The following is a 12,642-nucleotide window of genomic DNA, read 5'->3' as shown; positions in this document are numbered from 1 at the left end:
ACATGACATGGGATTGGCAGGTCTTTATGACCGATGACGGCAGTGGCCGCACCTATCTGGAGTGGATGCTGGAAGCCTGGCGCTGGACGCTGGCGGTCGCGGGCAGCTCCTGGCTGGTGGCGATGGTCGTGGGTGCGGTGGTCGGCACCTTGCGCACCTTGCCTGGCAGGCCGGTGGTGTCGGCTTTGGCCAATGCCTGGGTGGAGTTGTTTCGCAACATCCCGCTGCTGGTGCAGATTTTCCTGTGGTACTTCGTGGTGCCCAAAATGTTTCCTGCTTTCCAGCAAGTACCCGGCTTTTTGCTGGTGGTGTTTGGTCTGGGCTTTTTCACCTCGGCGCGGATTGCCGAACAATTCCGTGCGGGCATTCAGGCCTTGCCCAAGGGGCAGCGCTATGCGGCCATGGCCATGGGCTTTACCACGGCGCAGTCTTACCGCTATGTGATTTTGCCCATGGCGTTTCGCATCATCTTGCCGCCACTGACCAGTGAGTCGATGAACCTGCTGAAGAACTCTTCCGTGGCGTTTGCGGTGTCGATTGCCGAACTCACCATGTTCGCCATGCAGGCCCAGGAAGAGACCTCTCGCGGCATTGAGGTCTATTTGGCGGTGACGGCGCTGTATGCCGTGTCGGCCTTTGCGGTGAACCGTGTGTTTGCACTGATCGAAAAGAAAATGCGTGTCCCCGGCTTCATTGTCTCGGGTGGAACGGGAGGGCACTGAGATGTTGGGACTTGATTTTTCATACTTCGATCTGGAAGTCTTGCGCAAGTTCGTCTGGGGCGGTTTGCTGTTCAGTGTGCAGCTGACCATCACGGCCACCATTGGCGGCGTATTCTTTGGCACCTTGCTGGCGCTGATGCGCTTGTCTGGTTCCAAGGCGCTGGCAGCACCTGCCACCTTCTATGTCAACGGCATGCGTTCAGTGCCCTTGGTCATGGTGATCCTGTGGTTTTACCTGCTGATGCCCTTTGTGATCGGTCGCCCGATCGGGGCCGAATGGTCAGCCATCATCACCTTTGTGGCGTTTGAAGCGGCTTACTTCAGCGAGATCATGCGTGCGGGTATCCAGTCGATCCCGCGTGGACAAGTTTTTGCGGGGCAGGCTTTGGGCATGACGTACGGCCAGAACATGTGCCTGGTGATCTTGCCGCAAGCGTTTCGCAACATGCTGCCGGTGCTGCTGACGCAGACCATCATCTTGTTCCAGGACACCTCGCTGGTGTATGCCATCGGTGCTTACGACCTGCTCAAGGGCTTCACCAATGCGGGCAAAATTTATGGTCGCTCGGAAGAGGCCTATATCTTTGCGGCGCTGGTTTATTTCGTGATTTGTTTTGCACTGTCCTGGAGCGTCAAACGCCTGCAGGCCAAGATTGCCATCGTGCGCTGAAATTGGGGAAATGAAATGATTGAAATCAAAAATGTGTCCAAGTGGTATGGCCCGGTGCAGGTGCTCAACGACTGCTCGGTGAGCATCAACAAAGGCGATGTGGTGGTGGTGTGCGGCCCCTCGGGCTCGGGCAAGTCCACCCTCATCAAGACCGTCAATGCACTGGAGCCTTTCCAGAAAGGCGAGATCACCGTCGATGGCGTGCCCTTGCACGACCCGAGCACCGACCTGCCCAAGCTGCGTTCGCGTGTGGGCATGGTGTTCCAGAGCTTTGAGCTGTTTCCGCACCTCTCGGTCACTGAAAACCTGACGATTGCCCAGGTCAAGGTGCTGGGTCGCAACCTGGACGATGCCAAGGTCCGGGGTCTCAAGATGCTCGACCGCGTGGGCTTGTTGGCCCACAAGGACAAGTTCCCGGGCCAGCTCTCGGGCGGTCAGCAGCAGCGTGTGGCCATTGCCCGCGCCTTGTCGATGGACCCGATGGTGATGCTGTTTGACGAACCGACTTCGGCACTCGATCCCGAGATGGTGGGCGAGGTGCTGGATGTGATGGTGCAACTGGCCCACGAAGGCATGACCATGATGGTGGTCACGCACGAAATGGGCTTTGCCCGCAAAGTGGCTAACCGTGTGATCTTCATTGATGTGGGCGGCCGCATTCTGGAAGACTGTTCGAAAGACGAGTTCTTCAACCACCCCGAAAACCGTCAAACTCGCACCAAGGACTTCTTGAACAAGATCCTGCAGCACTGATTTGGTTCTTGTTGTCTGGCGAAGACTTGTCGGGGTCTTCGACCACCGACCTACAAAAACTGTTTCGGCACAGGCCTCACGTCGGGGCTGAAGCCGCCGACCTGAAAACGCCTCCTGTAGGTCGGTACTCGCAGAGTCCGACATGGGTTGGTTGGCAGGTAGCGCCTGATGGGCGCGGTGTCGGTGAGCGCACATGTCGGGGTCTTCGACCACCGACCTACAAAAACTGTTTCGGCGCAAGCCTCATGTCGAGGCTGAAGCCGCCGACCTGCAAACGCCTCCTGTAGGTCGGTACTCGCAGAGTCCGACGTTGGTTGGTTGGCAGGTAGCGCCTGATGGGGGCGGTGTCGGTGAACGCACATGTCGGGGTCTTCGACCACCGACCTACAAGAACTGCTTCGGCACAGACCTATCGTTGGGGTTGAAGCCGCCGACCTGCAAATACCGCCTGTAGGTCGGTACTCGCAGAGTCCGACATGGGTTGGTTGGCAGGTAGCGCCTGATGGGCGCGGTGTCGGTGAGCGCACATGTCGGGGTCTTCGACCACCGACCTACAAAAACTGTTTCGGCGCAAGCCTCATGTCGAGGCTGAAGCCGCCGACCTGCAAACGCCTCCTGTAGGTCGGTACTCGCAGAGTCCGACATGCATTGCTCAATGCGCCAATATCTTCGATAAAAAATCCTGCGTGCGTTCGTGCTGCGGGTGGTCAAAAAACGCGGCGGCGGTGTTTTGTTCGACGATCTGGCCCTGGTCCATGAAGATCACGCGGTCGGCCACCTGGCGGGCAAAGCCCATTTCGTGGGTCACACACACCATGGTGATGCCTTGGCCTGCCATTTCCACCATCACGTCCAGCACTTCGTTGATCATCTCGGGGTCGAGCGCCGAGGTGGGCTCGTCGAACAGCATGATCTTGGGCGTCAGGCACAGCGCACGGGCAATCGCCACGCGTTGCTGTTGACCGCCCGACAGTTGCAGCGGGTACTTGTGCGCCTGCTCGGCAATGCGCACGCGTTGCAGTTGTTGCATGGCGCGTTCTTCGGCTTCGGCCTTGGGCACCTTGCCCACCCACATGGGGGCCAGGGTCAGGTTCTCCAGCACGGTCAGGTGCGGGAACAGATTGAACTGCTGGAACACCATGCCCACTTGGCGGCGCACCGATTCGATGGCCTGCACGTCATCGCTGAGCGCGACACCGTCCACAGCCAGGCGACCGGTCTGGTGGGCTTCAAGCCGGTTGATGCAGCGGATCAGTGTGGATTTTCCAGAGCCCGATGGCCCGCAGACCACGATGCGTTCGCCGCGCGCCACCGACAGGTCGATGTCTCGCAGCACATGGAAGTCACCAAACCATTTGTTGACCTTGGAAAATTCGATGATGGGTGTGCTCATGTCACTGTCTCCGGGTGCCGGTGTTGAGGTGGCCTTCGAGCCACTGGCTGTAGCGCGACATGGCGAAACAGGCGATGAAATAAATGGCCGCCACAAACAGCTGGCCCTCAATGAAGAATTTGCGCCAGTCGGCGTCACCCAAGGCCAGCTGCACGGCGCCCGTCAGGTCGTACAAACTCACAATGGTCACCAGCGAGGTGTCCTTGAACGCGCCAATGAAGGTGTTCACGATGGCGGGCACCACCAGGCGCAGCGCCTGCGGCAAGGCGATCTTGCGCTGGATTTGCCAGTAGCCCAAACCCAGCGATTGGGCAGCTTCGATCTGGCCTTTGGGCAGGGCTTGCAAGCCCCCGCGAATCACTTCGGCCAGGTAGGCGGCGGTGAACAGCGTCATGCCGATCAGCACGCGCACCAGCACGTCGATCTTGGTGCCTTGCGGCATGAACAACGGCAAGATGAAAGAAGCCATGAACAGCACCGAAATCAGCGGCACGCCGCGCACAAATTCGATGAAGATCACGCACAGCGTGCGGATGGCGGGCAGCTGAGACTGCCTGCCCAAGGCCAGCAAAATCGCCAGCGGAAAGGCCACCACCAGGCTCACGCTGGACAGCAAAAGCGTCAGGGGCAGACCGCCCCAGCGCTCGGTGTCCACCAGGGTCAGGCCCGCCACGCCGCCCTTCATGAGCCCGTAAACCAGCGCATACACCCCCACCCAGGCCAGCACCAGCGCCGGGCGCCAGAAGGCCCGCAGGCAGCTGAGCACCAGCAGCGCCATCAGCAAGAGCGAAGCGATCAGCGGGCGCCATTGTTCTTCATACGGGTAGCGGCCAAACAGGATGAGGCGGCCCTTTTCGCTCACCACACCCCAGCAGGCGCCCACACCCTGGGCTGCGCGGCATGCGGTGTTGTCAGGCTGAATGACCGCGTTGAACAACGCCCAGTTGAGCACAGGGGGCAAGGCCCAAGCCAGCAAGGCCAGCACCAGCAAAGTGAGCAGGCTGTTGGCCCAGCCATCGAAGAAACGGCGGCGCAACCAGGGCAGCAGGCCCACCTGGGCAGCGGGCGGCAGGCGCGGCGCAATGGGGGTCGAGATCGGCGTGAAGTCGGCGTGATTCATCAGCGGTCCTGAATGCGCACGCGGCGGTTGTAGACATTCATGGCCGCTGAAGTCAGCAAACTGAGTGTCAGGTAACACAGCATCACCACCGCAATGCATTCGATGGCGCGTCCCGTCTGGTTGAGCGATGTGGTGCCAATCGACACCAGATCGGGGTAACCCACGGCCACGGCCAGCGAGGAGTTTTTGATCAGGTTCAGGTATTGGCTGGTCAGCGGGGGAATGATGACGCGCAAGGCTTGGGGCAACTGCACCAGCCGCAATTCGGCCGAGCGCGACAAGCCCAGCGCCACCGCTGCTTCGTGCTGGCCATAGGCCACAGACTGGATGCCAGAGCGCACCACTTCGGCAATGTAGCCCGATGTGTAAACCGTCAGGCCGATCAGCAAGGTCAGGTATTCGGGGGTGACTGAGCCACCGCCCACCACGCTGATTTCGGTGGCTTCTGGGATGCTGAGCTCGCCCGGCGCGCCGCCGACCAGCCAACCCAGCGCCGTGATGGCGAGCATCAACGCCAGGCCCATCAGGTGCGTTCGGGCTGGGTGGTATTGGCCCGTGGATTCAAATTGCCACATCGACCTGCGCACCCAAGCCCGCCACGCCAGCGCGCCAGCCAGCCCGCCCGCAACCGTGCCCCAATGGCCTGCAGACCATTCGGGCAGAGGGTATTGCAGACCGTTCTTGCTCAAAAAAACGTTTGCCAGTGGCTTGAGTGGTTCCTCGATGGTGGGCAGCAATTCGGTCATGGCGAAATACCACATGAACAATTGCAGCAGCAAGGGCACGTTGCGCGTGACTTCAACGTGCACAGCGCACAGCCCGCGCACCAGCATGTTGCGTGACAAGCGGCCGATGCCGATCAGCGTGCCGAGCAAGGTGGCCAGCACGATGCCCGCCAAGGCCACCCGCAATGTGTTGGACAGACCCACCAGGTAAGCCACCCAGTAGGGCTGCGACGAGTCGAATTCGAACAGGCTCTCACCAATGGCAAAGCCAGCCGGTTGCAGCAAGACATCGAAGCCGCTCTGGATGCCGCGCAGGCGCATGTTGGCAAAGGTGTTGGACAGCAGATAGCTGATGGCCAGCACCAACAGCAGCAAGGTGATGATTTGGTAGACCACACCCCGAAAGGCCTGGCTGCGCCATGACCAGGCGCGTGATGGGGGGGCAGGTGGCGGGGCAGGGGGGATCATCATCGTGCATCGGCCCGCACGGAGGCGGGCCGATGTCCTTTCAAGAGTTTCAGTGTTTGTCTGGCTCAGAAAACACCAGGGTGCCGATCAACGCACAGGCGGCGCGTACATCAGGCCGCCCTTGTTCCACTGGTTGTTCAGACCGCGCGGCAGCTTGAGGGTGGACTTGGGGCCGACGTTGCGCTCGAACATTTCGCCATAGTTGCCCACCGCCTTGATGGCGCGGTAAGCCCACTCTTTGTCCAGTCCGAGCAATTTGCCAGTGTCTTCCGAGGTGCCCAGAATGCGCTGCACCACCGGGTCGGTGCTGCTTTTCATCTGGTCCACATTGGCCTGGGTGATGCCGTACTCTTCGGCTTCGATCAGGGCAAACACCGTCCATTTGACGATGGCAAAGAACTCGTCATCCCCCCGGCGCACGCTGGGGCCCAGCGGCTCTTTGGAGATCAACTCGGGCAAGATGACGTGGTCGTCGGGGTTGGCTGCTTCCTTGTTGCGCACCGAGGCCAGGCCTGAGGCGTCGGTGGTGTAAGCCTGGCAGCGGCCCGCAAAATACGCCTTGTTGGCGGCCTCGAAAGAGTCAAACACCACAGGCTTGACGCTCAGCTTGTTCGCCTTGGAATAGTCGTTCAGGTTTTTTTCGGTGGTGGTGCCCGACTGCACGCACACGGTGGCGCCCTTGAGACTCTTGGCGCTGGTGATTTTGGATTTTTTGCTCACCATGAAGCCCTGGCCGTCATAGTAAGTGGTGCCTGTGAAGTGCAGGCCCAGCGAAGCGTCGCGGTTCAAAGTCCAGGTGGTGTTGCGCGACAGGATGTCGACCTCACCGGCTTGCAGCACCGCAAAACGCTGGCTGGCGTTCAAAGGCGTCCATTTGACTTTGCTGGCATCGCCCAGCACGGTGGCTGCGATGGCTTTGCACACATCCACATCCAGACCCGTCCATTGGCCCTGGCTGTCGGCACTTGAAAAACCTGGCAGTCCGGTGTTGACACCGCAGTTCAGGGTGCCACGCGATTTGATCGCGTCCAGCGTCTTGCCGGCCCAGGCGGGCGCGGCCGTGGTGACCATGGCCGCCAGTACTGTGGCAGCCAGCAGAGGATGGCGAAACAACGGGTGAACAGCTTTCATGGAGAGGGCCCTTTGCAAATGGAAAAATTCATTGTGCATGAAAAAATGCACACAGCGCCATTGGGTGTTCATGGCCCTGTCTGCGTGATTTGGGACAATACGCCCCATGACTCAAGCCAAGACCCAAGAACTCACCCTCACCCGCCCCGATGACTGGCACCTGCATGTGCGCGACGGCGCCGCCTTGAATGTGGTCGTGCCGCACACTGCTGCGCAGTTTGGTCGCGCCATCATCATGCCCAACCTCAAGCCGCCCGTGACCACGGCCGAACAAGCGTTGGCTTACAAAGCGCGCATCCAGGCTGCCGTGCCCCTGGGTGTTGCGTTCGAGCCCTTGATGACCTTGTACCTGACCGACAAGCTGGCCCCGGCAGAAATTGCCCGCGCCAAGGCCGCAGGCGTCGTGGCCTGCAAGCTCTACCCGGCAGGGGCCACCACCAACAGCGATGCGGGCGTGACCGATCTGCGCAAGATTTACCCGGTACTCGAAGCCATGCAACGCGAAGGCTTGCTTCTCTTGGTGCACGGCGAAGTGACCTCGCCAGACATCGACCTGTTTGACCGCGAAGCCGTGTTCATCGAGCAGCAATTGATTCCGCTGCGCCGGGACTTTCCGGGTCTGAAGATCGTGATGGAGCACATCACCACGAAAGAGGCTGCACAGTACGTGGCGGCAGGCGACGCCAATCTGGGCGCGACCCTCACCGCGCACCACCTGCTGTACAACCGCAACGCCATTTTCATGGGGGGTATCCGTCCGCATTACTACTGCCTGCCCGTGCTCAAGCGCGAGACGCATCGACTGGCGCTGGTCCAAGCCGCCACTTCTGGCAATCCGCGGTTTTTCCTCGGCACCGACAGCGCCCCGCACCCGGCACACCTCAAGGAGCACGCCACGGGTTGTGCCGGTTGCTACACGGCCCATGCCGCCATGGAGATGTACGCCGAAGCCTTTGACCAAGCGGGGGCCTTGGACAAGCTCGAAGCCTTTGCCAGCTTCAACGGCGCTGATTTTTATGGGCTGCCCCGCAACCAGGGCACCATCACCTTGCGTCGCGAAAACTGGATGCCTGCGGAGAGCTTTGTCTTTGGCGAGGCCGAACTCAAGCCTTTGCGTTCGGGTGAAAGCTTGCCGTGGCGCCTGGTGAAGGTTTGAACCTGAAGGGGCCGGGACGCCGGTGTGAGCCGACCTCGGCCTTGGGCCTGGCGCACATTGATTGGACCGCGCCCTGGCTAGCCCAATGGCGGGCGGTGGGCGAGCCCATTGCGCAGCGCGTGGAGGCCGGGTGCCCCCAGCCTCAGGCGCTGACCGAGGCGGGCCAGAGCCCTGTGGATTTTGTGCCGCAAGCCGATTTGCCGGATGGTCAAGCCTACGAGGACTTCATCTTCGCCAAGGGGCAGGTGCCCACCCGAGAGGGCTTGCACGACTTTTTCAACGCCTTGTGCTGGATGCATTTTCCGCTGGCCAAAAAACGGCTCAACCAATTGCAGGCTTCAGAAATCGCCCGAGCGGGCGTGGGCCAAGTGCGTGGCCCGGTGCGCGATGCTGCCACAGTTTTTGATGAAAATGCCTTGCTGATCCAGACCTCCGATGCGGTGTGGGACGCCCTGCGTGCGCACCGCTGGCGTGAGGCGCTGCTTGATCGGCGCAACCAATGGGCAGACACCCGGCTGTGGACCTTTGGTCACGCGGCCCTTGAAAAACTGGTGCAGCCCTACAAATCGATCACCGTGCATTTGTGGCGCGTGCCCCAAGTGGTGGACGCCTGCGCACTGGACGCCTGGCTGGCGCAGGACCTGACGCCCCACAAATTGGCGAGCAAACCGTTCAGCCCGCTGCCCGTTTTGGGTGTGCCAGGCTGGTGGCAGGCCAATGAAGACCCCGGGTTCTATGACGATGTCGATGTTTTTCGGCTTCGGCGCATTCGTCAGCAAACTGAAAAACCGTATGGCGTTCAGGAAATCGTTTGAACCGTTTGATTTTGGGCTTTGAGCCCCTACCATTCGCGCTGTGATTGACATGCTACGCCCGGGCCTTTCGGGTTGAAAGTGAAACGAAACATGAAACGTATTTTTCTGTTTGTCTTGACGAACGTTGCCGTGGTGGCTGTGTTGGGCCTTGTGGCCAGCCTGCTGGGCGTGAACCGTTACCTGACGAGTTCGGGTCTGAATTTGGGCGCCTTGCTCGGTTATGCGCTGGTCATGGGCTTTGGCGGCGCCATCATCTCGCTCTTGATCAGCAAGCCCATGGCCAAGTGGACCTCGGGCGTGAAAGTCATCGCTCAGCCCCAGAACGCCGACGAAGCCTGGATTGTGGACACCGTGCGCAAGCTGGCCGACAAAGCTGGCATCGGCATGCCCGAAGTCGGCATTTTTGAAGGCGACCCCAACGCCTTTGCCACGGGCGCATTCCGCGACTCGGCCCTGGTGGCCGTGTCCACCGGCTTGCTGCAAAACATGACGCACGAAGAAATCGAAGCCGTGATCGGGCACGAAGTGGCCCACATCGCCAATGGCGACATGGTCACCATGACCCTGATCCAGGGCGTGATGAACACCTTTGTCGTGTTCCTCTCGCGTGTCATTGGCTATGCCGTGGACAGCTTCTTGCGCCGCAACGACGACGAAAACCGTGGCCCCGGCATCGGGTACATGGTGACCACCCTCGTGCTCGACATCGTCTTGGGTTTTGCCGCAGCCATTGTGGTGGCCTGGTTCAGCCGTCACCGTGAATTTCGCGCCGATGCGGGTGCGGCCCAACTCATGGGTCGCAAGCAACCCATGATCAACGCCCTGGCCCGTCTGGGCGGCGTGCACACGGCCGAATTGCCCAAGAGCGTGGCCGCCATGGGCATTGCGGGTGGCATTGGCCAGCTGTTCAGCACCCACCCACCCATCGAAGAGCGCATCGCGGCGCTGCAAAACAGCGGTGCATAAATCGACGCTGTACGAGCGTTGTCGGCGACCCTGCATTTGTCGGAGTTTTCGACCACCGACCTGCAAAATGCAGTGAGCCCCGTAGGTCGGAACTCGCAGAGTCCGACAATCTCCAGGTCAACCTGCGCCGCTTAAAACAAGCGCTTCGGGTTGATGAATCTTCATGTCGGGGTCTTCGACCGCCGACCTACGAATGGTTTGGTGGTCAGTTTGCGGCGGTGCCCCGTAGGTCGGAACTCGAAGAGTCCGACATTTGCCAGCTGACCCCCAACGCCAAAATCAGGCGGCATGGGCAGAGCACAAAAATGCAGGGGTTATGACCACCCACCTGCGGATTCAATGGGGCATGCCCGACCCCGGCGTAACCCAAGTGACTGGTATTTCTGAGCCCGTGCCTATGATGAAAGGGTGAAGCCACTTTTTGTCCAGGGACTTGCATGAAACCACGCGAGTCCTTTTTTTCGCCCCCCCGTCGCCTGTCTTTGGCGCACCGACGCGGTCGGCGCGCCATGTCTGCCTGGCCGGTGGCCGTGCGCGGCATGGTCTGGATGGTCCTGGGTGGCATGCTGTTTTCGGTGATGAACGCCATCACCCGCGAGTTGACCTTGCACATGGATGTCTACCAAGTGCAGTTTGTGCGCTACCTGTTCGGGTTTCTGGTGATCGTGCCCTGGGTGTTGCACCACGGCTGGCAGGCCTACAAACCGGTGAACATGGCGGGCCAATTTTGGCGCGGTGGCGTGCACACGGTAGGGCTGTGCCTGTGGTTCACAGCCTTGCCGCACATCCACTTGGCCGATGTGACGGCCATCGGCTTTTCAGGGCCGATTTTCATCATGCTGGGTGCCGCCTGGTTTCTGGGCGAGCCCATGCACAAAGACCGCTGGATCGCGGCCCTGATCGGCTTTTCCGGGGTGTTGGTGGTGGTCCTGCCCAAGATGTCTGGCTCGGGCGGCTGGTTCAACCTGGTCATGCTGGCTTCGACGCCCGTGTTTGCGGCGTCCTTTCTCATCACCAAGGCACTCACACGTTATGAAAAACCCGGCGTCATCGTGCTGTGGCAAGCCCTCACGGTGAGCGTGCTCAGCCTGCCCATGGCCTTGCCGAATTGGCAGACGCCCCTGCCCCTGCAATGGCTGGGTTTTGCAGTGGCGGGCTTGTTGGGCAGCCTGGCTCAATATTGCTTGACCCGTGCGTTTGCGCTGACCGACATCTCAGCCACGCAATCCCTGCGTTTTCTGGATTTGGTCTGGGCTTCGCTGCTGGGCTGGATCATATTTGGCGATGTGCCCACCCAATCGACCTGGATGGGCGCCTTGGTCATACTGGGTTCCACAGTGTGGATCGCCCGCCGGGAAGGCAAACGAGCTGTCGCGGTGGTGGATTGAAGCCGTGACGGCAGCGAGGTGTAATTTGCAGGTCGTCGGCTTCAGCCCCGGCATGGGCCTGTGCCGGAGCGAAGAATGTCGGAGCTGAAGCTACCGACCTACGGGGGGCATGTTGTAGGTCGGCGGCTTCAGCCCCGACATGAAGCCTGCACCCAGGCCACAGAAGTCGGAGCTGAAGCTACCCAAAGTCGGAGCGGTATCTTGTGTGCTGGTGCGATTGATTAGACTCACCCCTCAAAGGCCGCTCGGCGCGGCCTGCAACAGGAGAACACAATGCCCGTCACCTTGGAAGGTCAGTTGGTGGTTGCGATTTCTTCGCGGGCCTTGTTCGACTTTGAAGAAGAAAACCACGTTTTCGAGCAAGGTGATGACCGGGCCTACATGAAGTTGCAACTCGATCGCCTGGAAGAGCCCGCCAAACCGGGCGTGGCGTTTTCACTGGTGCGCAAGCTGCTGGCCTTCAACGACGTCGACGCGCAGCGCGTCGAGGTGGTGATCCTCTCGCGCAATGACCCGGTCTCGGGCATGCGCGTGTTCCGCTCGGCCCAGCATTACGGCCTGCCCATTCAGCGCGGCAGTTTCACGCGGGGCCAGCCGCCTTGGCGTTACCTCAAGCCCCTGAATGCCAATCTGTTCTTGTCGGCCCACTTGTCGGATGTCCGCGCAGCATTGGATGCGGGTGTGCCTGCAGCTCAGGTCTACCCCCACTCGGCCTTGGCCTCAGAGGGGCATCCGAACGAAGTGCGCATTGCCTTTGACGGCGACGCGGTGCTGTTTTCGGACGAAGCCGAGCGCGTGTTTCAAGCCCAGGGCTTGTCGGCTTTTCAGCAGCACGAACGCGACAAGGCCAGCCAGCCTTTGCTGGCGGGGCCTTTCAAGCCCTTGCTCGCGGCCTTGCACCGCCTGCAGCAAGAGGGCACGCCCGCCATGCGCATTCGCACGGCGCTGGTCACGGCCCGCAGCGCGCCCGCGCACGAACGCGCCATCCGCACCTTGATGAACTGGAACATCGAAGTCGATGAAGCCATGTTTCTGGGCGGCTTGCCCAAAGGCGAGTTCCTGCGCGAATTCGAGCCCGATTTCTTTTTTGACGACCAGACCGGGCACATCGAGTCAGCGGCCAAGCACGTCCCGGCCGGGCATGTGGCATCGGGCGTCTCGAACCTTTGAGGCGGTCATGCACCTCATGGGCGTTTCCCGAAGGTCGGCGGCCACAGAGCCGACATTGTCGGCTCCGGCGCAGGCACCTGTCGGGGCTGAAGCCGCCGACCTACGAATACCCTGTCCCCTGTAGGTCGGCAGCTTTAGCTCCGACGTTGTCGGCTCCGGCGCAGG

12 protein-coding genes are annotated in these 12,642 nt (G+C 60.7%); 8 read left to right on the top strand and 4 right to left on the bottom strand.

Features of this window, described 5'->3' with window-relative positions; genetic code table 11:
• The first annotated feature begins 2 nt into the window (after positions 1 to 2).
• From B9Z51_RS15745 to B9Z51_RS15735, 3 genes are read left to right on the top strand one after another with little or no spacing between them, the layout of a single operon-like run.
• On the top strand, positions 3 to 722 hold the full coding sequence (locus B9Z51_RS15745; RefSeq protein ID WP_108376126.1) for an amino acid ABC transporter permease: 720 nt from the start codon (positions 3 to 5) through the stop codon (positions 720 to 722).
• 1 nt (position 723) lies between these two features.
• Positions 724 to 1,392 (top strand): amino acid ABC transporter permease, encoded by a 669-nt coding sequence (locus tag B9Z51_RS15740; RefSeq protein WP_108376125.1) that lies wholly within the window; start codon positions 724 to 726, stop codon positions 1,390 to 1,392.
• A gap of 15 nt (positions 1,393 to 1,407) precedes the next feature.
• Positions 1,408 to 2,145, top strand: coding sequence for an amino acid ABC transporter ATP-binding protein (locus B9Z51_RS15735; RefSeq protein ID WP_108376124.1), 738 nt, complete (start codon positions 1,408 to 1,410; stop codon positions 2,143 to 2,145).
• 652 nt (positions 2,146 to 2,797) lie between these two features.
• Here the strand turns inward: B9Z51_RS15735 and B9Z51_RS15730 are convergent.
• The 4 genes from B9Z51_RS15730 to B9Z51_RS15715 all read right to left on the bottom strand — a co-directional run bounded on the left by B9Z51_RS15730 (position 2,798) and on the right by B9Z51_RS15715 (position 6,922).
• Entirely contained in the window at positions 2,798 to 3,538 is a 741-nt protein-coding gene (locus B9Z51_RS15730) for an amino acid ABC transporter ATP-binding protein (protein ID WP_108376123.1), read from the bottom strand.
• 1 nt (position 3,539) lies between these two features.
• Positions 3,540 to 4,658, bottom strand: coding sequence for an amino acid ABC transporter permease (locus tag B9Z51_RS15725; RefSeq protein ID WP_108376122.1), 1,119 nt, complete (start codon positions 4,656 to 4,658; stop codon positions 3,540 to 3,542).
• Complete coding sequence (locus B9Z51_RS15720; RefSeq protein WP_108376351.1) at positions 4,658 to 5,851, bottom strand: amino acid ABC transporter permease; 1,194 nt, start codon at positions 5,849 to 5,851, stop codon at positions 4,658 to 4,660. The genes B9Z51_RS15725 and B9Z51_RS15720 overlap by 1 nt, the downstream gene beginning before the upstream one ends.
• Before the next feature lie 87 nt (positions 5,852 to 5,938).
• Positions 5,939 to 6,922 carry an amino acid ABC transporter substrate-binding protein gene (locus tag B9Z51_RS15715; protein ID WP_108376350.1) on the bottom strand — a complete coding sequence of 328 codons (984 nt, stop codon included), beginning with the start codon at positions 6,920 to 6,922 and terminating at the stop codon, positions 5,939 to 5,941.
• Positions 6,923 to 7,088: 166 nt separating this feature from the next.
• On the opposite strand from B9Z51_RS15715, the gene pyrC reads away from it, so the two are divergent.
• The 5 genes from pyrC to B9Z51_RS15690 all read left to right on the top strand — a co-directional run bounded on the left by pyrC (position 7,089) and on the right by B9Z51_RS15690 (position 12,477).
• Positions 7,089 to 8,138 (top strand): dihydroorotase, encoded by a 1,050-nt coding sequence (pyrC, locus tag B9Z51_RS15710; RefSeq protein ID WP_108376121.1) that lies wholly within the window; start codon positions 7,089 to 7,091, stop codon positions 8,136 to 8,138.
• On the top strand, positions 8,117 to 8,953 hold the full coding sequence (locus tag B9Z51_RS15705) for a DUF3025 domain-containing protein (RefSeq protein ID WP_369959397.1): 837 nt from the start codon (positions 8,117 to 8,119) through the stop codon (positions 8,951 to 8,953). The genes pyrC and B9Z51_RS15705 overlap by 22 nt, the downstream gene beginning before the upstream one ends.
• A 90-nt stretch (positions 8,954 to 9,043) precedes the next feature.
• Positions 9,044 to 9,919, top strand: coding sequence for a protease HtpX (htpX, locus tag B9Z51_RS15700; RefSeq protein ID WP_108376120.1), 876 nt, complete (start codon positions 9,044 to 9,046; stop codon positions 9,917 to 9,919).
• 509 nt (positions 9,920 to 10,428) lie between these two features.
• On the top strand, positions 10,429 to 11,307 hold the full coding sequence (locus tag B9Z51_RS15695; protein WP_233255004.1) for a DMT family transporter: 879 nt from the start codon (positions 10,429 to 10,431) through the stop codon (positions 11,305 to 11,307).
• 273 nt (positions 11,308 to 11,580) lie between these two features.
• Entirely contained in the window at positions 11,581 to 12,477 is an 897-nt protein-coding gene (locus B9Z51_RS15690) for a 5'-nucleotidase (RefSeq protein ID WP_108376118.1), read from the top strand.
• Positions 12,478 to 12,642: the final 165 nt, after the last annotated feature.

Origin of the sequence: Limnohabitans sp. T6-5, assembly GCF_003063315.1 — a bacterium.
GTDB lineage: Bacteria > Pseudomonadota > Gammaproteobacteria > Burkholderiales > Burkholderiaceae_C > Limnohabitans_A.
The sequence above is the reverse complement of the archived record's forward strand: the minus strand, read 5'-3'. Positions and strand labels throughout refer to the sequence as shown.